This is a genomic window from Stenotrophomonas sp. AB1(2024), assembly GCF_037482345.1.
GTDB lineage: Bacteria > Pseudomonadota > Gammaproteobacteria > Xanthomonadales > Xanthomonadaceae > Stenotrophomonas.
Genome location: NZ_JBBHKO020000001.1, coordinates 3,110,549 through 3,132,420, shown reverse-complemented (window position 1 = coordinate 3,132,420; position 21,872 = coordinate 3,110,549). Strand labels below are relative to the sequence as shown.

The following is a 21,872-nucleotide window of genomic DNA, read 5'->3' as shown; positions in this document are numbered from 1 at the left end:
ACGGCACGGCGGACGCTTCACGCTGACGCGGGCGCGGCTCTACACTGCGGGCATCACATGGGGAACAACATGGCACGCATTCTGATCGTCGACGATTCACCGTCGCAGCAGTTGGGTATCAAGCGCATCGTCGAGAAGCTGGGGCACGAGACGTTGACCGCCGAAGATGGCGCTGCCGGCGTCGAAGTGGCCAAGGCCGAGCTGCCCGACCTGGTACTGATGGATGTGGTGATGCCCAACCTCAACGGGTTCCAGGCCACCCGCACGCTGGCGCGCGAAGCCACCACCAAGCACATTCCGGTGATCCTGGTGACCACCAAGGACCAGGACACCGACCGCATGTGGGGCATGCGCCAGGGCGCCAAGGCCTACATCACCAAGCCCTTCTCGGAAGATGAGCTTTCCGAGGTGCTGGAGCGGGTGTTCAGCAGCAAGGAACCGCCGGCCGCTTGAGCGCGGCGTAGCGCCGGGCTCTGCCCCGGCAAAACATGCATGCCGCCGGGCAGCGCCCGGCGCTACTCGCCAAAGGCCTTGGCAAGCGACTTATAGGCCTTCTTCTGCGCCTCGTTGGTCGGCACCGGGGCGATGATCTCGATTTCCACGATCTGGTCGCCGTCGGGATTGCCCGGCAGACCGCGGCCGCGCAGGCGCAGCTTGCGCCCCGCATCCGAACCGGCCGGCACCTTCAGCTCCACCGCGCCGCCCAGGGTGGGCACGCTGATCGAGGTCCCCAGCGCGGCCTGCCACGGGGTGACATCCAGCGTGTAAAGGATGTTGCGGCCATCGACCTCGAACTGCGGGTGCGCGGCGTACTCCACCTCCAGCAACAGATTGCCGCCGTTGGTACCCTGCCCGGTCAGCCGGATCACCTGGCCGGGGCGAATGCCCTTGGGCACGCGCACGTCCAGCTGCTTGCCGTTGACGGTGATGCGCAGGCTGTCGCCGCTGTACGCCGCTTCCAGCGGCACCGACAGCTTGGCGCGGGTATCGCGGATCGGCTGCGGGCCGGCCCCGGCGCCACCAAAGCCACTGGCCCGGCCGCCCCCGCCACCGCGCTGGCGGGCGAACAGGCTTTCGAAGAAATCACTGAAGCCACCGCCGCCGGCGCCGCCACCAAACACTTCCTCGAAATCGAAGCCCTGCGCGCCGCCGTAGTTCGGCGGGGCATGGAACTCCTCGCCCGGCCGGTAGCCCTGGGCCTTGAGCTGGTCATAGGCCGCGCGCTTCTGCGGATCGCGCAGCGCCTCGTAGGCCTCGTTGACCGCTTTGAACTTCTCTTCCGCGCCGGTTTCCTTGCTCACGTCAGGGTGGTACTTGCGCGCCAGCCGGCGGTAGGCGGTCTTGATTTCGGCATCGCCCGCGCTGGGTTCCACACCCAGCGTGGCGTAGTAATCCTTGAATTCCATCCATACACCTCGAATAAGTTCGGCCACCCGCGCCGGCGGGGGCCGTCCCCGCAATTCTAGCGGTTGCCAGTGCGACCGCCGTGATCGGGCGGATGATCCTGCGCAATGCGCTCGCCACAGGCGTCGGTTACGGTCCATATGGGAATGAACAGGCCGGTTTCAACGTTTTGACGCCGCCCTCCCATGGCCCTTACTACCCTGCCCTTGAACCAGGAGCTCCCATGACCATCCACGTTGGCGACCGCATTCCCGAAGTCACCCTCAAACGCATCCGCGAAGGCATGGAGACGCTGGACACCCATGCCCTGTTCGACGGTCGCAAGGCGGTACTGTTCGGCGTGCCCGGCGCTTTCACCCCGACCTGTTCGGCCCAGCACCTGCCCGGCTTCGTGGAGCATTTCGCCGATTTCCGCCGCCGTGGCATCGACGTGTTCTGCATGGCAGTCAACGACCCGTTCGTGATGAAGGCCTGGGGCGAAAGCCAACAGGTCCCCGATGGGCTGCAGTTGCTGTCGGACGGCAACGGCGATTTCACCCGCGCGCTGGGGCTGGAACTGGATGCCAGCAGTTCCGGCATGGGCATGCGCTCGCGCCGCTTCGCGCTGTATGTCGAAGATGGCGTGGTGCGCGAAACCTTCATCGAAGCGCCCGGCAGGTTCGAGGTCTCTTCGGCCCAGTACGTGCTGGAGCACCTGCCCAGCTGATCCCTGGGCGACCGCACCGTGACCGTGGGTCGGTACACCGGTCATTGAAGTATCCGGAACCGCACCTGGGTCCAGGCGCCATCGGTGGCGAGCGCGGTCAGGGTGTGTTCGCCGGCTTCGTCGAAATCGCGCTGGAAGCTGCGCGCGCCCTCGCTGCGCGCGATCCAGCGGTCATCCAGCAGCCAGTCCACCGTTTGTTCGCTGCCCAATGCACGCAACTGCAGGCGCACGCCGTGCTCTGCGTTGGGTGCACGCGCCAGCGTGGCCCGGTCGTTCAGGCCCTCGATATGCAGGCTGCCCGCGCTGCTGCGGCCATCATCGCGGCAGTCCGGCGACAGCGCCGGCAGCTGCGCGGCCTGGCGTTGCGCCAGCGGCAACCACGGCGACACCAGCGCCGGCCAGCGCGCGATCTCGCGGCGCTGGACGGCGTGCGGCAACCTGCATTCGGGTGACAGCCGCAGGCCGGTGCGTGCATCCACGTCGAATGCCTGTCGTCCGGCCTGCCACAGCCGCGCATCGCGCTCGGCGAACGTAGGCGGCACCACGCCATCGAGCACATAGGCCTGCAGGCGTCGCTGGCACAGCGCCGGCGGGGTGGTCTCGGCACGCTCGCCGGTCGGCCAGCACACCTCGGCCTGGGTGACATTGGCCGGCAACGGAGCAGCGGCGGCATCGCCACGCTGCCTTGGCAGGCTGTCGACCACCTCGAACATCAGCGGCAATGCGGTCACCGCGCCGTACTGGCCCGGCAGCGGGGTGCCGTCCGGGCGGCCCACCCATACGCCCACGGTGTAGTGGCGGGTGGTGCCGATCGCCCAGGCATCGCGGTAGCCGTAGCTGGTGCCGGTTTTCCAGGCCACGCGCGGGCGTCCGGTCACATCGAACGTGCCGGCGCCGTAGCCGGGACGTGGATTGGATTCGAGCACTTCGCGGGTGATCCACGCGGCGCCAGGCGACATCAGCCGCCGCTCGATCACCACGTCGTCGGGCGTGTAGCGCACGCGGCCGGCGATGCCGTTGCGGTTGAACGCGGCGAACGTACCCACCAGATCCTCCAGCCGTGCGCCGGTACCGCCCAGGATCAGCGACAGGTTGGGGGCGCTGCCGTGCGGAAAGCGCAGCGTGATGCCGGCATGCGACAGGCGCGCGGCAAAACGTGCCGAGCCGACCCGGTCCAGCAGGTCCACCGCCGGCACATTGAGCGACAGCCGCAATGCCGTGGCGGCGCTGACCGGGCCGTTGAACGCCGCGTCGAAGTTGCCCGGGCGGTAGCCGGCGAAACTCTGCGGCGCGTCCACCATCAGGCTTTCGGAATGGATCAGGCCGTCGTCGATGGCCATGCCATACAGGAACGGTTTGAGGGTGGAGCCCGGCGAGCGCCAGGCCTGGACCATGTCCACGTGGCCCAGCCGCTGCTTGTCCCCGAACGCCACCGAACCGACGTAGGCGCGCGCCTCCAGCGTGCGGTTGTCGACCACCAGCAATGCCGCCGAGGTGCGCTCGGGCAGCTGCGAGAAATACGAAGCCACGCGCTCTTCCAGCGTGCGCTGCAGCCCGCTGTCCAGTGTGCTCTGGATGCGGGCGGCGCGCGGCTGCGCGGCATGCAGACGTTGCGCCAGCAGGGCCGCATGCAGCGGCGGCTGCAGGGCGCGGGTCACCACCGCCTCGATGCGCGCATCGTCCACCTCCTCGCGCGTCCACACGCCGAGCGCGACCATGCGTTCGAGCACCTTGTCGCGCGCGGCCTGCGCCGCCTCCGGGTGGCGGTCCGGGCGCAGCCGGCTGGGCGATTGTGGCAACACCGCCAGCAATGCCGCCTCGGCATGCGACAACTGCGCCGCCGGCTTGCCGAGGTAGGCCCAGCTGGCCGCTTCCACGCCTTCGATGGTGCCGCCATAGGGCGCGCGCTCCAGGTAGAGCGCCAGGATCTGGGCCTTGTCCAGGTGCAGTTCCAGCTGCACCGCACGCAGCAGCTGCTTGGCCTTGCCCCACGGCGTACGCGTGTGGGGGTCGAGGATGCGCGCCACCTGCATGGTCAGGGTGGAACCGCCGGAAACGATCCGCCGTTCGAACACCCACTGCTTGCCGGCGCGCAGCAACGCCCACGGGTTGACCCCGGGGTGCCGCCAGAACCAGCGGTCTTCGTAGTTCAGCAGGGCCTGCAGGTACAGCGGCGAGACACTGTCGGCCGTGGCCGGATAGCGCCATACGCCATCGGCGTCGGCAAAGGCGCGCAACGGCGTGCCATCGCCGGCCACTACCAGCGTGCTGGTGTCACGCTGTTTCGGCAGCGGCGGCGGGAATGCCAGGTCCAGCACCAGCAGCAGCGCCAGCAGCGCGGCCGTGCCCCAGCGCAGCATCGGCCACCGCCAGGGTCGCCAGCGGTTCCAATGCAGTCGGGAGCGAGGGGGCGTCATTGCATCACTGCCGGCATCGCGGGCCCCGGCGTCGGCCGGGGCCCGCCATTGTCACGGCTGGACCACCGTCAGGGTGGTCGGGTTGCTGCGCCCCACCCCGCGCAGGTCGGGGCGGTACATGTCCTCGACCAGCGGTGGCGGCACGGTGTAGGTACCCGGGGTAACCGCACGCACGAGGTAAAACACCTTGGCGGTGCTGCCGCGCGAGAGCTTGAGCGCGGCCACGTAGCGGTCGTCGCGGAACTCTTCGTGGCGCAGCGTGGCCGCCTCGCCACGGTCTTCCACGCGCAGGCCATCGACCACCACATCGGCCCACTGCTTGGCATCGCCCAGGTTGAAATTCTCTATCTCCAGGCCAGCCGGCAGCAGGTCGGTCAGCAGCGCGTCGGGCATGTCCACGTTCGGGGTGACGCTGACCCGAACGATCAGCGCTTCACCTTCCTTCAGCGCACGCGGGGTCCACGGCTTGCCGTCGGTGGTGAACCAGCTGCGTTCAACGCCGAGGGTGCGGTTGTCCGGCTCCGGCGCGGTGCGCGGAATGCCGGCCACTTCCAGGCTGGCGAACATCGGCGGCTCGCCCTGCGGGCTGAAGCGCACGCCCTTGGCCAGCGCGGCGTAGTCGAAACTGCGGCCGAACATGCGGCGCGCTGCGATGGCCTCCACTTCGCCGCCGATGGCGAGTTCGCCGGACACCTGCTTCTGCTGGTTGGCCGCCAATGCCTTGCCCAGGCGGGCAATGGCCACCTGTTCCTGCGTGCTCAGCCACATCCAGCCATTGTTGCGGCGGGCGTCCAGCGCGCGGCCCAGTTCGACCGCGCGGGCGTCGTAGGCCGGCTTGGACAGCTTGCGCTCGTGCAGCAGCGCGATCATCAACGCATCGTCGCGCACCGCGCTGCCGTAATCGCCGAAGTACTGCGGGCGTTCGCTGCTGGGCTTGGCGAAACCGGCCGCAATGGCCGCATCGCCCCGCTTGTGGTCGCCCTGCAGCGACAGCGCGATGCCCAGGTGCACCAGCGACAGTCCGGTCAGCGACTTGCCGCGCTCGTTGTCGTACAGCGCGCGCAGGGTACCCAGCGGGGCCCGGTTGACCCGCGCCAGCACGTAGCCCGAATACGCCTGGTTGGCAAACTTCAGGTTCTCGCGGCGATCTTCGCCATAGAACTGGTTGCCGCCGGACAGCAGGTCCTCGCTGAGCCGGTTGAGCGCCTTCTGCAGCACACCGTCGGGCACGGCGAAGCCGGCGTCCTTGGCATCGAGCAGGAACTCGGCGATGTACGGGGTCAGCCACGGATTGACGTAGCCGTCGTCGCCCCACATCGAGAAGTTGCCGTTGGCCACCTGCATCGAGGCCAGGCGCCCGAACGCGCCTTCCATGCGTTCGCGGCGGGTCTTGGCATCCAGCCCATCGGCCCCGAGCATGGCCGAGGTGGCTTCATCCAGCATCAGCGCCGCGTAGCCCTTGCTGGTGGTCTGCTCGGCGCAGCCGTACGGATACTTCAGCGCGCCATCAAGCGCACTGGCGAAGGGAATCGGCGGCAACGCGCTGACCAGCATGCGCGCGGTGACCGAGTCGTTCATCAGGCCGTCGGCCAGGCCCGTGCCCATCTCCACCGCCGCCAGCGGGTCCAGCGTGCGGGTCTGCGCGCGCAGCACCTGCGGCCAGGCCGCGCGTACCGGCAGGTCGTAGCGGCGGTCAACCTTGAAGCCGTTGCCTTCCACCCGCACCCGCACCTTGGCCACCGTGTAGCCTTCCCGCGCCACCAGCGGGAAGCTGAGCGTGCTCTTGGCATCGGCATTGAGCTTGAGTGCGCGACTGGGTTCGCCCAGGGTCAGCGGGCCGATGCCGTCCACCTGCACCTTGAACTCGCCCGGCGTACCGGTGAAGTTCTGCACGTCCAGGGTGACGGTGCTGCGGTCGCCCGGCGCCAATACGCGCGGCATGCTGGCTTCGGCCAGGATCGGCGCGCGCACCACGGTTTCGAGGTCGCGCTTGCCGTACTGGTCGTCGGAATACACCAGCGCCGACACCCGCAGGGTGCCGTTGAAGTCCGGCACTTTCAGCGCGATCCGGGCAATGCCCTTGGCATCGAGTTTCACCGGGCCGGAGAACAGGTCCACGGTCTGCACCCGCGCGGTGGGGCGCTTGGCCTGCGGCAACGCGGCCAGGGCCATGTCGCCACCGAACTTGAGCTTGCCGCTGCTGCCATCGAAGCTTTCGATCACCCGGCTGTAGATGTCATAGGCATCCACACCCAGGCGACGCTGGGCGAAGAAATGGCCGGCCGCATCGGGCACCGGGAAGCGGGTGATGTTGAGGATGCCCACGTCCACCGCCGACACCGTCACATGCGCCAGCTTGCCCGCCAGCTGCGGTGCACTCACCGTCACCGGCAGGGTCTGCTCGGGCCGCATCTGCTTGGGCGCAGACAGACCCACCGCGATCTGGCGTGCCTTGCGGTCCATCGGCACGTGCACCACGCCCACCGCGCGGGCCGGGGTGATCCTGCTCGGCGCACTGCCGCCGCGGAACACCAGCGCGGTGATGTAGACGTCGTGGCGCTCCCACTCGGCGGTGACCGGAATATCGAAGGTGCTGCCGGGCTTGGCGTCGATCTCCTGCACGTACAGCATCTTGTCGCTTTCGACCATCAGCACGCCCTTGCCGGCGTGCGGCGGGGTGACAGTGACGCGCACCTTGTCACCGGCCTTGTAGCCGGTCTTGTCCAGGCCCAGCTTGACCTTGTCCGGGCGCGCATCCAGGCCACGGTTTTCGTCGTTCCAGCTCCAGCCGGCATGGAACGGGTAGCGGCTGGTCAGCCCGGTGGCCGGGTCGAACACATCCAACCGGTATTCGCCCCACTCCACCGGGAAGTCCACGCCCACGGCGGCGCTGCCGGCATCGACGGTACGGCTTTCCTTGTTCTCGAAGCGGCGGCTGAAGTCGTAATCCCAGCGGTTGTCGTTGAAGGTCCAGTGGTAGTCGCGCAGTTCGCGTACCAGGGTGGCTTTCAGGCCCTTGCCCGGTTGCGGCTTGCCGGCCGCATCCACGCGCATGATTTCAAAGCGCGCGTTGCTGTTCGCATCGGCGCCATCGTCCGGGTTGAACAACGGGCGCACGCCCACCAGGACCGGGGCCGGCCACATCACCCGCTTCAGGGTACGGCTGACCGTGCGGCCGCCGGTTTCGTACACGCTGCCCGACAGCACCACCGCCACCGGCGCGCTGGCCTTGACCTCGGCCGGCAGGACCACGTCCTGGCGCAGCTTGCCGTCGGCCGGGAACCCGGTATCGATCACATCGCGCGCTTCGCGCGGCAGTTCCAGGGTGGGGTCGCCGAAGAAGTAGCCCGGCAACGATTCCACCGGCGACTGCTCGGCGGCCACGGCCAGGCGTGCGGTGAAGCGGTTGCCGTCGGCCGGCGCACCGTACAGGTAGGCCGCATCGGCCCGCAGTTTGAGCGGCTCGCCCGGCTTGAGGGTCTTCTGGGCGCTGTCCAGGTCCAGCTTCATGCGCTCGGGCAGGAACTCCTCGATGCGCAGGGTCATGCCCTGGATCGCTTCCTTGCTGGCCGGGTTGGTGCGGAACTCCACCTGCCAGCGCCCGGTCGGCGCTTCCACCGGAAGGGTCTGCTCGAAGCTGAGGTAGCCCTGCTCACCCGGTTGCAGGCGGGTTTCGCGGAAGGTCTTGCCGTCGGGCTGCTTCAGGCGCAGGAACACCGGTTGAGGTTTGACCGGCTTGCCGTCGTTGTCGCGCAGCAGCGCGGAAATGCGCACGGTTTCACCGGGGCGGTACAGGTCGCGGCCGGACCAGGCGAACACGTCGAACCAGGCGTTGTCGCGGCCGGCCACGGCGAACTCGCTCAGGTCCAGCGCCGGCTGGTTGAACGGCAGCATCGAGGTATCCGGGCCGCTGCTGGCGATCAGCACGTGGCCCGCATCCAGGGTGTAGTTGAGCAGTGCGTTGCCGTTGCCATCGGTGCTGCCCTTGAGCACCACCTCGCCCTTGGCGTCGATGATGCGCAGGTCGATCTTCTTCAGCGCCGCCCCGCTCTGCAGCGAAGCGGTGTGCACGAACAGCGTGTCCTTGTAGGCACGGGTGTGCAGGCCGATGTCGCTGACGGTGAAGAAGGCGGTGTCGAACTCGCTGTCGAACGAGCCGCTGCGCTTCATCACCGCGAAGTACAGGCCCGGTTCCCGCAGTTCCTTGATGTCCTGGGTGGGCAGGTAGGTGAGCACGCGCTCGTTCTGCTTGCCGCCCAGCACGAAGCGGTTGACATAGACCGGCTCGGCCAGCTGCGACATCGGGGTCTTGTCGCCGTACTCGCTGTCCAGTTCCCAGCTGCCACGGCGGCCGCCGCGCTGGTACTGGCTGAAGAAGCTGGGCAGTTCCTTGTCGCGCACGCGCAGGAACTCCACGTCCACTTCGCCCACGTTGACCGATACCACCGGCAGGCCGCGGCTTTCGCGCGCGGGCAGTACGCTGCCCTGCGAGGCGAAGCCGGCCACCGGCTTGAGCTCGCCGGTGAAGACCTTCTGGCGCAGCTCCTTGCCGATCCGGCTGCCGTCGGCGGCCAGCAGGTCCGGCGAAACGATCAGGGTGTATTCCCTGGCTGCCTCCACGAACGGGTAGCGCAGGGTCTTGCCGTCGTCGGACAGGGTCCAGCTGCTGTCCTCGGTGCCGACCTTCTCGCCAAAGCGGACCAGCGTGTCGAAGTCCTGGGTGCCGACCAGCGGCCGCGAGAACTCCAGCGCCAGCGACAGGCCGTCGCTCTTCTGGTCGGGGAAGGCCCGCAACAGGGTGAACTCGCTGACGGTTTCGACCTTGGCGGCGATCGGCGCGCCGGAGGGCGTCGGCAGCTGGCCGCTGTCGTTGCGTTTGCAGGCCCCGATGCCCAGTGCCAGGCCGGCGACCAGCGCCACGCCCAGGATTCCTTTCCAGCTCCATTGCCCGACCCGACTGCGCGTAGCCATGACGTCACTCCTTGAACAAGGGCTCCAGTATAGGGGCGCGCAGCCGGGCAGGGCCCGGCTCTACCGGGACGCGCGATATGTCAACCGGCGACGTACAGCTCGACGTACTCGTGGACCGGCATCGCTTCCAGCGCGACCGGGTCCAACGATACCTCCAGGATGCGACGTTGCTGGACGGTCGGGAAGGTGGCGGCCAGGTGCGCGCGGAACTTGTCTTCCAGCCGCGGGATGCCCTCGGCGCGGCGGCGGGCGTGGCCGAGCGGGTACTCGACCGTGGCGGCCAGGCTGCCGCCATCGGCGAACCGCAGCTCCAGGGCATTGGCGATGCTGCGCTTGTCCGGGTCCAGGTAATCGGCGGTGAAGCGCGGCTCTTCCACGCAGTGGATCTTCGCGCGCAGCGCGTCGATGCGCGGGTCAGCGGCGACGTCGTCTTCGTAGTCCCCGGCCACCAAGCGGCCGAACAGCAGCGCGATGGCCACCATGTACTGCACGCAGTGGTCGCGGTCGGCCGGATTCTGCAGCGGACCCGATTTGTCGATGATGCGCAGGCAGGCCTGCTGGGTGCGCAGGGTGATGTGGGCGATGTCGTCGATGCGCCGCCCTTCCGCGCGCAGTTGGGCATGCAGCTGCATCGCCGCTTCCACTGCGGTCTGGCCATGGAATTCGGCCGGATAGCTGATCTTGAACAGCACGTTCTCCATGACGTAGCTGCCGTAGGGGCGCTGGAAACCGAATGGCTGGCCGCCGAAAGACACGTCGTAGAAGCCCCAGGTGGGGGCGGTCAACGCACTGGGATAGCCCATCTCGCCGGTGACCGCCATCAACGCCAGCCGCACCGCGCGGCTGGTCGCATCGCCTGCCGCCCAGCTCTTGCGTGAGCCGGTATTGGGCGCGTGCCGGTAGGTGCGCAGCGCCTGCCCATCGACCCAGGCCAGCGACACGGCGTTGAGCATGCGTTCGCGGTCCAGCCCGAGCATGTGCGCGACCACCGCAGTGGAGGCCACTTTGACCAGCACCACGTGGTCGAGCCCGACCCGGTTGAAGGCATTTTCCAGCGCCAGGCAGCCCTGGATCTCATGCGCCTTGATCATCGCCACCAACACGTCGCGCATGGTCAGCGGCGGGCGACGCAGGGCCACGGCGTTGCGGCTTAGCCAGTCGGCCGTTGCCAGGATGCCGCCGAGGTTGTCCGAGGGGTGGCCCCATTCGGCGGCCAGCCAGGTGTCGTTGAAGTCCAGCCAGCGCACCATGGCGCCGATGTTGAAGGCGGCCTGCACCGGGTCCAGCTCGAAACGGGTGCCGGGTACGCGCGCGCCGTTGATGACCCGGCTGCCGGGAACCAGCGGGCCCAGCAGCTTGCTGCACGCGGGAAACGCCAATGCGGCCAGCCCGCAGCCCAGGGTGTCGATCAGGCAGTGCCGCGCGGTGGTGAAGGCCAGTGGCGAGGCCACCTTGTAGTCGCGCACGTAGTCGACGATGTCGACCATGACCGTGTCCCATGCAACGCGGTCGTGGGTGGGGGAACTGCCTGTAGCCATCGTCGCGCTCCTGTTCGGAAGGCAAAGCCGGGCCGTGCCCGACCGCCCGTTACAGCGTATCGGCCGGCACCCGCACCGCGCCCTCCATCAGCACGCGTGCGCTGCGGCTCATGATGGCCCTGGTGACCGTCCACTGGCCGTCAACAAGGCGCGCCTCGGCGCCGACCCGCAACGTGCCGGACGGATGCCCGAAGGTCACCGCCCCACGCTCGCCGCCACCGGCGGCCAGGTTCACCAGCGTGCCGGGAATGGCCGCCGCGGTGCCGATCGCCACCGCGGCGGTGCCCATCATGGCGTGGTGCAGCTTGCCCATCGACAGCGCACGGGCGTGCAGGTCGATATTTCCTGCGGCGATCTGCTTGCCGCTGGAGGATACGTAGTCCTGCGCCGAGGCCACGAAGGCCACCTTCGGCGTGTGCTGGCGGGTGGCGGCCTGGTCGATGCTGTCGATCAGGCCCATGCGCACCGCACCGTGCGCGCGGATCGCCTCGAAGCGGACCAGCGCAGCCTTGTCGTCGTTGATCGCCGGCTGCAGCTCGGTGCCGGTGTAGCCCAGGTCCGCTGCATTGAGGAAGATGGTGGGAATGCCGGCGGTGATCATGGTCACCTGGAAGCTGCCCATGCCGGGCACGTCCAGCGTGTCGACCAGGTTGCCGGTGGGGAACATCGAACCGCCCTCGCCTTCGCCGTCGTCGGACGGATCCAGGAACTCCAGCGCGATCTCCGCTGCCGGAAAGGTCACCCCATCCAGTTCGAACTCGCCGATCTCCTGCACCTGCCCGTCCACCACCGGCACGTGGGCCAGGATGGTCTTGCCGATGTTGGCCTGCCAGATCCGCACCGTGCAGGTGCCGTTATGCGGAATGCGCGCCGGGTCGATGAAGCCGTTGCTGATCGCGAACGGTCCCACGGCGGTGCTGAGGTTGCCGCAGTTGCCGCTCCAGTCCACGAACGCGGTATCGATGGACACCTGCCCGTACAGGTAATCCACATCATGGTCGGGCACCGACGGCGCCGAGATGATCACGCACTTGCTGGTACTGGAGGTCGCCCCGCCCATGCCATCGGTGTGCTTGCCATACGGATCGGGCGAGCCGATCACGCGCATCAGCAGCGCATCACGGGCCGCGCCGGGGGCCTGGGCGGCAGCCGGCAGGTCCTGCAGGCGGAAAAACACACCCTTGCTGGTACCACCGCGCATGTAGGAGGCGGGAATGCGGAGTTGGCCAAGATAGGTCATGTCATGCCACCTGCGTCGATTCCAGGAAGTCCTGCGCAAAACGCTGCAGTACTCCACCAGCTTCGTAGATCGAGACTTCTTCCGCGGTGTCCAGGCGGCAGGTGACCGGCACCCGCAGCTGTTCGCCGTCGCGGCGGTTGATCACCAGGGTCAGCTCGGCGCGCGGCACACGCTCACCGACCACGTCGAAGGTTTCGGTACCGTCGATACCCAGGGACAGGCGGTTCACGCCCGGCTTGAACTCCAGCGGCAGTACGCCCATGCCGATCAGGTTGGTGCGGTGGATGCGTTCGAAGCCCTCGGCGGCGATGGCTTCCACGCCGGCCAGGCGCACGCCCTTGGCGGCCCAGTCACGCGAGCTGCCCTGGCCGTAATCGGCGCCGGCGATGATGATCAGCGGCTGTTTGCGCTCCATGTAGGTTTCAATCGCTTCCCACATGCGGGTGACCTTGCCTTCCGGTTCGATGCGCGCCAGCGATCCCTGCTTGACCTGGCCATCGACCACGGCCATTTCATTGATCAGCTTCGGGTTGGCGAACGTTGCACGCTGCGCGGTGAGGTGGTCGCCACGGTGGGTGGCGTAGGAATTGAAGTCCTCCTCGGGCAGGCCCATCTTCGCCAGGTATTCGCCTGCAGCACTGCTGGCCAGGATCGCATTGGACGGCGACAGGTGGTCGGTAGTGATGTTGTCGCCGAGCACCGCCAGCGGGCGCATGCCCCGCAGCGGGCGTTCGCCGGCCAGCGCGCCTTCCCAGTACGGCGGACGGCGGATGTAGGTGCTCTGCGGGCGCCAGTCGTACAACGGGCTGATCGGTGCGCCATGTTCGACCTTGAAGGTGAACATCGGGTCGTAGACCTGGCGGAACTGCTCAGGCTTGACGCTGGCAGCCACCACCGCGTCGATTTCGGCATCGCTCGGCCACAGGTCCTTCAGGGTGATCGCGCTGCCATCGGCGCGGAAGCCCAGCGCGTCCTTCTCGATGTCGAAGCGCACGGTGCCGGCGATGGCGTAGGCCACCACCAGCGGCGGCGAGGCCAGGAAGGCCTGCTTGGCATAGGGATGGATGCGCCCGTCGAAGTTGCGGTTGCCCGAGAGCACGGCGGTCGCATACAGGTCGCGGTCGATCACTTCCTGCTGGATCTTCGGATCCAGCGCGCCACTCATGCCGTTGCAGGTGGTACACGCAAAGCCCACGATGCCGAAGCCCATCTGCTCCAGGTCGCCGATCAGGCCGGCCTCTTCCAGGTACAGCTGCACGGCCTTGGAGCCGGGCGCCAGCGAGCTCTTCACCCACGGTTTGCGACCCAGGCCGGCGCGGTTGGCATTTCGCGCCAGCAGCGCGGCGGCAATCACATTGCGCGGGTTGCTGGTGTTGGTGCAGCTGGTGATGGCGGCGATGATCACCGCTCCATCGGGCATCAGGCCCTGTTCCTGCTCCAGCCTGCCCGAGGCGAGCTTGGCTTCGTCGGCAATGCCGCGCGCGGCCAGCTCGCTGGTGGCCACCCGCTTGTGCGGATTGGACGGCCCCGCCATGTTGCGCACCACGCTGGACAGGTCGAACTGCAGCACGCGCTCGTACTGGACGTTGGCCAGGTCGTCCGACCACAGGCCGGCGGCCTTGGCGTAGGTTTCCACCAGCTGCACCTGTGCTTCCTCGCGGCCGGTCAGGCGCAGGTAGTCCAGGGTCTGCTGGTCGATGGAGAACATCGCCGCGGTGGCGCCGAACTCCGGGGTCATGTTGGAGATGGTGGCACGGTCGCCGATGGTCAGCGCGGTGGCGCCTTCGCCGAAGAACTCGATCCAGGCACCCACCACGCGCTCTTTGCGCAGGAACTCGGTCAGCGCCAGCACGATGTCGGTACAGGTAATGCCCGGCTGCGGGCGGCCGGTGAGTTCCACGCCGATGATGTCGGGCAGGCGCATCCACGAGGCGCGGCCGAGCATGACGTTCTCTGCTTCAAGACCGCCCACGCCGATGGCGATCACGCCCAGCGCGTCCACGTGCGGGGTGTGGCTGTCGGTGCCCACGCAGGTATCGGGGAAGGCCACGCCATCGCGCACCTGGATCACCGGCGACATCTTCTCCAGGTTGATCTGGTGCATGATCCCGTTGCCCGGCGGAATCACATCGACGTTCTTGAACGCCTTCTTGGTCCAGTTGATGAAGTGGAAACGATCTTCATTGCGGCGGTCTTCGACCGCGCGGTTCTTTTCGAACGCGGCCTTGTCGAAGCCTGGGTACTCCACCGCCAGCGAGTGATCCACGATCAGCTGGGTGGGTACCACCGGGTTGATCTGGGCCGGGTCGCCGCCTGCGTCGGCGATGGCATCGCGCAGGCCGGCCAGGTCGACCAGCGCGGTCTGGCCGAGGATGTCATGGCACACCACGCGCGCCGGGTACCACGGGAAATCCAGGTCCTGGCGGCGCTCGATCAGCTGCCGCAGCGAAGCCTCCAGGGTGGCCGGGTCACAGCGCCGCACCAGGTTTTCCGCCAGCACGCGCGAGGTATACGGCAGCCTGGCGTAGGCGCCGGAAGCGATCGCATCGACCGCCGCGCGGGTATCGAAATAGTCCAGCGAGGTGCCGGGGAGGGTCTTGCGGTAATCAGTGTTCATGGCTGGCGGTAGCTGCTTCTGTTTGGCGGGCCGTGCGGGAATACGGAAAGGCCGGCCCGTGGGCCGGCCCTTCTTTCAGCGGCGCTGGTCGATCGGCACGAAGGCCTGGTCTTCCGGGCCGGTGTAGTTGGCGCTGGGGCGGATGATCTTGCCGTCGATGCGCTGTTCGATCACGTGCGCGCTCCAACCGGAAGTACGGGCGATGACGAACAACGGGGTGAACATCGCGGTCGGCACGCCCATCATGTGGTAGCTGACGGCGCTGAACCAGTCCAGGTTCGGGAACATTTTCTTGATGTCCCACATCACCGATTCCAGGCGTTCGGCGATGTCGTACATCTTCAGGTTCTGCTGCTCGCTGGACAGTTCGCGGGCCACGTCCTTGATCACGTTGTTGCGCGGATCGCTGACGGTGTAGACCGGGTGACCGAAACCGATCACCACTTCCTTGCGCTCGACGCGGGCCTTGATGTCGGCCTCGGCTTCGTCCGGGGTGTCGTAGCGCTTCTGCACTTCGAACGCCACTTCATTGGCACCGCCGTGCTTGGGGCCACGCAGCGCGCCGATGCCACCGGTGATGCAGCTGTACATGTCGCTGCCGGTACCGGCGATGACACGGCAGGTGAAGGTGGAGGCGTTGAACTCGTGCTCGGCGTACAGTATCAGCGAGGTGTGCATCGCCTTCACCCACGAATCCTGCGGCTTCTCGCCGTGCAGCAGGTGCAGGAAGTGGCCGCCGATGGAGTCGTCGTCGGTTTCCACGTCGATCGCGCGGCCGTTGTGGCTCCAGTGGTACCAGTACAGCAGCATCGAGCCCAGACACGCCATCAGCTTGTCGGCGATGTCGCGCGCGCCGGGGTGATTGTGGTCGTCCTTCTCCGGCGACACGCAGCCCAGCACCGACACGCCGGTACGCATCACGTCCATCGGGTGCGCCGACGGCGGCAGTTCTTCCAGCGCGGCCTTGACCGTGGCCGGGATGCCGCGGAGCGACTTCAGCTTGGCCTTGTAGGCGACCAGTTCGGCACGGGTCGGCAGCTTGCCATGCACCAGCAGGTGGGCGATTTCCTCGAACTCGCTGGTGTTGGCCAGGTCCAGGATGTCGTAGCCGCGGTAATGCAGGTCGTTGCCACTGCGGCCGACGGTGCACAGCGCGGTGTTGCCGGCAGCGGTGCCCGACAGGGCGACGGACTTCTTCGGCTTGAAGCCGGGGGCGGTGGTTGCTTCGCTCATGATCCCTCCAGAAAACAATGGTGCAACGTTACTTCTTGGCAGCGAACAGCGCATCGAGCTGCTGCTCGAAGGCGTGGTAGCCGATACGGTCGTACAGTTCCTCGCGCGTCTGCATGCTGTCCACCACGTTCTTCTGGTGGCCGTCGCGGCGAATGGTCTCATACACATTCTCGGCAGCCTTGTTGGCCGCGCGGAACGCCGACAGCGGGAACAGCTGAATGGCCACGCCGGCCGAGGCCAGTTCGTCGCGGCTGAACAGCGGGGTCTTGCCGAACTCGGTGATGTTGGCCAGCACCGGCACCTTCACCGCATCGACGAAGCGGCGGTAGGTAGCCAGATCGTAGGCAGCCTCGGCGAAGATGCCGTCGGCGCCGGCGTCCACGCAGGCGATGGCGCGCTCGATCGCCGCGTCCACACCATCAACCTGGATGGCGTCGGTGCGCGCGATCAGGAAGAAGTCGGGGTCGGTCTTTGCGTCGGCAGCGGCTTTGACCCGGTCCACCATCTCGCCCTGGGTAACGATCTCCTTGCCTGGACGATGCCCGCAGCGCTTCGCGCCGACCTGGTCCTCGATATGGCAGGCGGCCGCGCCAGCCTTGATCAGCGACTTCACGGTGCGCGCGATGTTGAACGCACTCGGGCCGAAGCCGGTATCGATGTCGACCATCAGCGGCAGGTCGCATACATCGGTGATCCGACGCACGTCGATCAACACGTCTTCCAGGGTATTGATGCCCAGGTCCGGCAGGCCCAGCGATCCGGCCGCGACGCCGCCGCCAGACAGGTAGATGGCGCGGTAGCCGGCCCGCTGCGCCAGCAGGGCGTGGTTGGCGTTGATGGCGCCGATCACCTGCAGCGGCGATTCGGCGGCCAGCGCGGCGCGGAAGCGGGCGCCAGCGGAAGAAACAGGGGTGCTCATGGGCAACATTCCATCGTGGTTGACGGGTAGACAGGCGCAAGGCACGTGCCAATTCGCACGTCATTGATTCCATTGAGATTGGAGTCCAATCACCATGTTTCACCTTGAAACATTGAAACAGATGTAACATGGATGAAACTGAAACACGGCCCGCGCCCATGTCGATCCGCCTGCCCCGCCCCCGCCTGCCCGATCCCGACCCCGGCGCCCTGCCGGTGATCTGGACGGTAAGCGTGTCGCGCCTGACCGGCCTGCTCGGCGACGTCATCCCGGAGTTCGACCGCCGCGCCCGCATCGTCCCCATCAACCTGGGCTTTGAAGAGGCGGTGGATGTCATCGGCCAGCGCCTGCGCCGTGAACACTGCGATGTGGTGATCGCAGGCGGGTCCAATGCCGCCTACCTGCGCAGCCGCCTGGAGGTTCCGCTGGTGCCGATCCAGGCCAACGGCTTCGACCTGATGGAAGCGCTGGCACGCGCCCGGCGGATCGCCCCACGGATCGGGCTGGTGACCCACGCCACCGACGTGCCCAGCTTCGGCAGCTTCCAGCACAGCTTCGGGCTGGATATAGAACACCGCCGCTTCGTCACCCGCGAAGATGCGCGCGACTGCATCGCCGACATGCGCGCCAATGGCATTGAAGTGATCGTCGGCACCGGCATGGCCATCGACCACGCCGAGCGCGTGGGCCTGCCCGGGGTGCTGCTGTACTCGGCCGATTCGGTCCGCCAGGCGTTCGAACATGCGCTGGAACTGACCCAGACCCTGGCCCGTTCCGGCGCGGCGGCACCGCGCCGACGTGCCCCGACCCGGCAGCGCCCTACCGAGCACCGCCTGCTCGGCGACAGCCCGTCGATGCAGCAGGTGCGCGAGCGCATCGCACTGTATGCCCCGCACGACAGCACGGTGCTGGTCACCGGTGCCACCGGCACCGGCAAGGAAATGGTCGCGCGCCAGCTGCACGCCGCCAGTGGCCGCAGCGGCCGGTTCGTGGCGCTCAACTGCGGGGCGATCAGTGAATCGCTGCTGGAAGCGGAGTTGTTCGGCTACACCGAAGGCGCGTTCACCGGCGCGCGGCGCGGCGGGCGGGTCGGGCTGGTCGAAGCCGCCGATGGCGGCACCCTGTTCCTGGATGAGATCGGCGAGCTGCCGCTGCCGCTGCAGACGCGCCTGCTACGGGTGCTGGAGGAGCGCGAAGTGCTGCGCGTGGGCGCAACCGAGCCGACGGCCGTGGACGTGCGCGTGGTGGCGGCCACCCTGCAGGCGCTGGAATCGCTGGTGGAAGCGCAGCGCTTCCGCCGCGACCTGTACTACCGGCTGGCAGCGCTGCGCATTGCGCTGCCGCCACTGCGCGAACACCCGCAGGACGTGCCGGCGTTGCTGGAGCATTTTTTCCGGTTGCTGGGCCAGCGTCCCTCGCCGCTGGATGCGGCCGCCACCGAGCGGCTGTGCGGGTATGCGTGGCCCGGCAATGTGCGCGAGCTGCGCAACCTGGTCGACCGCCTGCGTATCCACTGGCCGGCAGAGGCCGGCACGCTGGGACTGGCGCACCTGCAGCGGTGGCTGCCCGAGCTGGAGCAGGCCGAGGTCGGTGCTGCAGGCGTGGCGCTGCTGTCCGGCGCCGGCATCGCCCCGGCACGGCCTGCGCCCGCGACGCTGCAGCAGTGGCTTGCCGACCACCAGGGCAACCGCGAACAGCTGGCCGCGCACCTGGGCATCTCGCGCACGACGCTGTGGCGGTGGCTGCGCTCACCCGTGTGACCTCGAGCGGGACACTCACGCTGCGCAACCGGTGCCTGTTGCGTCATTCCTGATACGCAACTCAGGCTTCAACCGACAATGCACTAGGGAAACTCCTAAACGCATTTGCGGGATTCCCGTTATGCGACTTATTCATCATTCCATTTCCTGCACAGGCAGGAACTGACAGCGCACGACAACCCGCACTGCGTGTCGCGCGCCCATGCGTCGCGTTGCGATCGTGCGGATTGGCCGGAATTTCCGTGCTGTCGATGCATCCGCGGGTCCGCCGGGCTCGCGCTCGACGATGCAGAGCGTCGATGACAGCGAGAGAAACAATTGTCGGATGCCCCGTCGAACAGGTTCATCAAGAACAACCGCAAGTGAACTCTGTCCGTGCAACGCAATGTCCAAAAACGCGGTACGTCGCTAGGTTCCAGATCACACCGGCCAGGCCCGTCGCGACCGGTGATGACCGACGACCACCACAAGGACACCTGCATGTTCCCAGCCGCTTCCGCCCGGGCCCTCCCCACCCTCATCACCACCCACACTGGACTGACCCTGCGCCGGCAGCGCGAGGCTACCAGTCGCCCCGCCCACACCATGCCGTTGACCGGCATCAGCAACCAGGGGACCCGACCGCAGCCGGCACCGGCCAGGGTGACCCGGATGCCGGCTGCAGCTGCCAACGCAGACCCGGACCAGGACGACGCCCCGCGCGCGCCGGGGCCGACCGACGATGCACTGGACGTGCTGAGCCGGCAGATCCACGCGCTGCTGGCGCAATCACGCGGGCATGCGCCAGCGACCTTCGCCAAGGCATTGGACGCACTGGCACTGGACCCGCAACAGCGACTGACACGCAAGCAGAGCAGCGCGCTGCTGCGCGCGATCAAGGGCCTGCCGAACGGCGCCGGCGTGTCCGAACGGGACAAGCTGGTGCGCAGTGCGCTGCATGACCTGACCCGGGCGGCCCGCGCCGAGGCGATGCTGCACGAACAGATCGCGCGGCATACCGAACGCGAGCGCATCAATGCACTGCCCGGTTCGCAGCGCAGTGCCGGCACCGGCGGCATGTTCGGGATCCGCTTCGGATTGCCGGGCGCGGTCCATGCCGGGGCCGCGGCCGGTGCACGCCAGGAAACCAGCGTGGCCACCTTCGACGACCTGACCGTAGCTACCGTCCGCAGTGCCACGGTGATGGCCGAGGCCACCGTCCAGGCCGCCGTCGCCCCCGGGGTAGGCGTGGAAGGCAAGCTGAGCGGCTACTCGACCGAAGGCGATGCGGACATCTCCATGTCGATGCGCACCCGCGTGCTGCGCCTGGCGCACGCATCGGTCGCCCGCCGGCTGGGCGGCAACGTCCTGCAGCGCGCGTTCAAGCGCGTGACCGATCCGCGACGCGACCGCTATGACGAACGCGCCAGCCGCGCGATGGCCTGGCAATCAACATTGCCGGTACTGCTGGGCACGCAGGCGGTGGCCCAACCGTTGGCGTTTGGCAAGCGGGGGCTGCTGATCACCGCCGGCATGACGACCCATGGCGGTGCGCTGGCCGCCAGTGCCGGCTATGGGGTAGGCCAGCTCGGCGCCACCGGCGCGGCGAACCGCACGGAACTTCGGGCGGCGCTGCCGACCCGGCTGACCGAGCTCGGCGAAGACGGCCTGCCCGCCAGCAAGGCCCCCGGCATCCGCACCGTGCTGGAGGCGCGCGTGGCGCACCTGGTGGGCAACCGGCAACCGCCACGTTCGCGCGCGCTTCAGCTCGTCCAGCAGGGGATGGCTTCGCCCCGGCACCCGGACGACCTGGAGCGGCGGCTGGAGGCGGTGGCGCATGTCGGTGCCGCGTTCGACCACCTGCAGGCGCTGGCCGACCTGTCGCTGCGGGCGCCGGAGCAGGCACGCGCACCGTTGGCGTCGCTGGCACGCGACTGGGGCAGCAGCACCGCCGCGCGCGAACCGGTGATGATCGCCATGCTCGACACCCTCGCCTGGCTGCAGGCGGCGCCCGCCCCCGACCCCGGCTCACCCACCGTGCAGGCGGACTGGACCCGGCTGCAGCACACCGTGCAGGCGCAGGCACGACGCATCCACGACACCACCCTGCCGCACGACCGCGCGTGGGTGTACCGGGCCACCCATGCGTTCCGCGAACAGATCCAGCGCATCGCCACCACCCGCGGCAACCTGTCGTTGTCGGCCACGCTGCCGTTACTGACCGCGTCAGCAGACATCGGGGTGGCACGCCATGTGCGCCAGGATCCGGATCCACTGCGCGACGGCGACTATCTGGAGCTGACCGTGGCCGCCCATCTCGCCCCGGCGCTGGGCACGATCCTGAGCGAGGTGGAACGCCGGTTGCCCGATTGGGGCACGCTGCCACTACGCGAAGCCGAAGCCTTGGCCGCGCCGATCTCCGCCAACCTCGGGGTCACCGGCACCGCCCAGTGCGTGGTGCGCTTCTTCCGGCCTTCGTTCCAGACCGATCCGGATTTCCCTGCATCCGCGCGCGGCAATCACCTGCATGCGGTGCGCCTTGCCACCGGTGCCGCGCAATCGCTGGGGGTGACCGTACCGGTCCCGGTGTTGCCAGGGCTCGCTCCCACCATCGCAGTCCAGCACAACCGTGCGACCCAGTTCACCCGTTACGACCGTCTCGGCGAAGGCACGTTGACCAGTGCGCTGATGCGCTACCTGTCGCTGTGCTCGGCCACGCAGCCGCGTACCGACACCTGGGCCGCGTTGCTGGAATCGCATGGCGCCGACCTGGACCGGCTGGCCGAAACACTGCTCGATCCGACTTCGGTGCCGGCGCAGGAAGCACGCTACTGGCTGCAGCGCGAGCCCACCACCACCACCGGAGGTGCCACGACCCGCCGCGAAAACGCCGACACCAGCCCGCTGGACGCGTTCCAGCAGCACGCCGACCGCGACACCCGGCGCGCGCAGCTGTACGCGCTGTTCGAGGCAGTGGGTGCGATCACCACCCGGCAGAAGGCGATGTCTTCCCTGATCGGCGCGCTGACCCTGCCCGTGGTCGGTTGAGCGAAGCCGGTCTGCCGTATGCCCGCGTGGGCACGCGGCA

At 68.0% G+C, this 21,872-nt stretch carries 12 protein-coding genes; 4 read left to right on the top strand and 8 right to left on the bottom strand.

The features are described from left to right. Nucleotides 1-69 precede the first annotated feature (69 nt). On the top strand, nucleotides 70-453 hold the full coding sequence (gene pilH / locus WIX41_RS14010; protein WP_339448498.1) for a twitching motility response regulator PilH: 384 nt from the start codon (nucleotides 70-72) through the stop codon (nucleotides 451-453). A 62-nt stretch (nucleotides 454-515) separates the two neighbouring features. Here the strand turns inward: pilH and WIX41_RS14005 are convergent, their stop codons facing one another. After that, on the bottom strand, nucleotides 516-1,406 hold the full coding sequence (locus tag WIX41_RS14005) for a DnaJ C-terminal domain-containing protein (RefSeq protein WP_339448497.1): 891 nt from the start codon (nucleotides 1,404-1,406) through the stop codon (nucleotides 516-518). A 221-nt stretch (nucleotides 1,407-1,627) separates the two neighbouring features. Here WIX41_RS14005 and WIX41_RS14000 point away from each other — a divergent pair, with 221 nt between their 5' ends. Then, complete coding sequence (locus WIX41_RS14000; RefSeq protein WP_339448496.1) at nucleotides 1,628-2,110, top strand: peroxiredoxin; 483 nt, start codon at nucleotides 1,628-1,630, stop codon at nucleotides 2,108-2,110. A gap of 41 nt (nucleotides 2,111-2,151) precedes the next feature. Here the strand turns inward: WIX41_RS14000 and pbpC are convergent, their stop codons facing one another. The 7 genes from pbpC to prpB all read right to left on the bottom strand — a co-directional run bounded on the left by pbpC (nucleotide 2,152) and on the right by prpB (nucleotide 17,054). After that, nucleotides 2,152-4,527, bottom strand: coding sequence for a penicillin-binding protein 1C (gene pbpC, locus WIX41_RS13995; RefSeq protein ID WP_409187400.1), 2,376 nt, complete (start codon nucleotides 4,525-4,527; stop codon nucleotides 2,152-2,154). A gap of 51 nt (nucleotides 4,528-4,578) precedes the next feature. Further along, nucleotides 4,579-9,498 carry an alpha-2-macroglobulin family protein gene (locus WIX41_RS13990; protein ID WP_339448493.1) on the bottom strand — a complete coding sequence of 1,640 codons (4,920 nt, stop codon included), beginning with the start codon at nucleotides 9,496-9,498 and terminating at the stop codon, nucleotides 4,579-4,581. Between the two features lie 80 nt (nucleotides 9,499-9,578). Further along, the gene (locus tag WIX41_RS13985) at nucleotides 9,579-11,036 is read right to left on the bottom strand and encodes a bifunctional 2-methylcitrate dehydratase/aconitate hydratase (RefSeq protein WP_339448491.1); all 1,458 of its coding nucleotides are present in this window, start codon (nucleotides 11,034-11,036) and stop codon (nucleotides 9,579-9,581) included. 49 nt (nucleotides 11,037-11,085) lie between these two features. Then, nucleotides 11,086-12,276: a 2-methylaconitate cis-trans isomerase PrpF gene (gene prpF / locus WIX41_RS13980; RefSeq protein ID WP_339448489.1), complete on the bottom strand. Its 1,191-nt coding sequence runs from the start codon at nucleotides 12,274-12,276 to the stop codon at nucleotides 11,086-11,088. 1 nt (nucleotide 12,277) lies between these two features. Continuing rightward, nucleotides 12,278-14,893 (bottom strand): Fe/S-dependent 2-methylisocitrate dehydratase AcnD, encoded by a 2,616-nt coding sequence (gene acnD / locus WIX41_RS13975; protein ID WP_339448487.1) that lies wholly within the window; start codon nucleotides 14,891-14,893, stop codon nucleotides 12,278-12,280. Nucleotides 14,894-14,968: 75 nt separating this feature from the next. Then, on the bottom strand, nucleotides 14,969-16,126 hold the full coding sequence (gene prpC / locus WIX41_RS13970) for a bifunctional 2-methylcitrate synthase/citrate synthase (protein ID WP_339448485.1): 1,158 nt from the start codon (nucleotides 16,124-16,126) through the stop codon (nucleotides 14,969-14,971). A gap of 28 nt (nucleotides 16,127-16,154) precedes the next feature. Next, nucleotides 16,155-17,054 carry a methylisocitrate lyase gene (gene prpB / locus WIX41_RS13965; protein WP_409187399.1) on the bottom strand — a complete coding sequence of 300 codons (900 nt, stop codon included), beginning with the start codon at nucleotides 17,052-17,054 and terminating at the stop codon, nucleotides 16,155-16,157. A 149-nt stretch (nucleotides 17,055-17,203) separates the two neighbouring features. On the opposite strand from prpB, the gene prpR reads away from it, so the two are divergent. Further along, on the top strand, nucleotides 17,204-18,805 hold the full coding sequence (gene prpR, locus WIX41_RS13960; protein WP_339448481.1) for a propionate catabolism operon regulatory protein PrpR: 1,602 nt from the start codon (nucleotides 17,204-17,206) through the stop codon (nucleotides 18,803-18,805). Between the two features lie 480 nt (nucleotides 18,806-19,285). Next, nucleotides 19,286-21,832: a hypothetical protein gene (locus WIX41_RS13955; protein ID WP_339448479.1), complete on the top strand. Its 2,547-nt coding sequence runs from the start codon at nucleotides 19,286-19,288 to the stop codon at nucleotides 21,830-21,832. The last annotated feature ends 40 nt before the right edge of the window (nucleotides 21,833-21,872 follow it).

Excerpts from the sequence above, each read along its gene's own strand:
- pilH (WP_339448498.1), top strand. The coding sequence starts at position 70 with ATGGCACGCATTCTGATCGTCGACGATTCACCGTCGCAGCAGTTGGGT.
- WIX41_RS14005 (WP_339448497.1), bottom strand. The coding sequence starts at position 1,406 with ATGGAATTCAAGGATTACTACGCCACGCTGGGTGTGGAACCCAGCGCG.
- WIX41_RS14000 (WP_339448496.1), top strand. The coding sequence starts at position 1,628 with ATGACCATCCACGTTGGCGACCGCATTCCCGAAGTCACCCTCAAACGC.
- pbpC (WP_409187400.1), bottom strand. The coding sequence starts at position 4,527 with ATGACGCCCCCTCGCTCCCGACTGCATTGGAACCGCTGGCGACCCTGG.
- WIX41_RS13990 (WP_339448493.1), bottom strand. The coding sequence starts at position 9,498 with ATGGCTACGCGCAGTCGGGTCGGGCAATGGAGCTGGAAAGGAATCCTG.
- WIX41_RS13985 (WP_339448491.1), bottom strand. The coding sequence starts at position 11,036 with ATGGCTACAGGCAGTTCCCCCACCCACGACCGCGTTGCATGGGACACG.
- prpF (WP_339448489.1), bottom strand. The coding sequence starts at position 12,276 with ATGACCTATCTTGGCCAACTCCGCATTCCCGCCTCCTACATGCGCGGT.
- acnD (WP_339448487.1), bottom strand. The coding sequence starts at position 14,893 with ATGAACACTGATTACCGCAAGACCCTCCCCGGCACCTCGCTGGACTAT.
- prpC (WP_339448485.1), bottom strand. The coding sequence starts at position 16,126 with ATGAGCGAAGCAACCACCGCCCCCGGCTTCAAGCCGAAGAAGTCCGTC.
- prpB (WP_409187399.1), bottom strand. The coding sequence starts at position 17,054 with ATGTTGCCCATGAGCACCCCTGTTTCTTCCGCTGGCGCCCGCTTCCGC.
- prpR (WP_339448481.1), top strand. The coding sequence starts at position 17,204 with ATGTCGATCCGCCTGCCCCGCCCCCGCCTGCCCGATCCCGACCCCGGC.
- WIX41_RS13955 (WP_339448479.1), top strand. The coding sequence starts at position 19,286 with ATGTTCCCAGCCGCTTCCGCCCGGGCCCTCCCCACCCTCATCACCACC.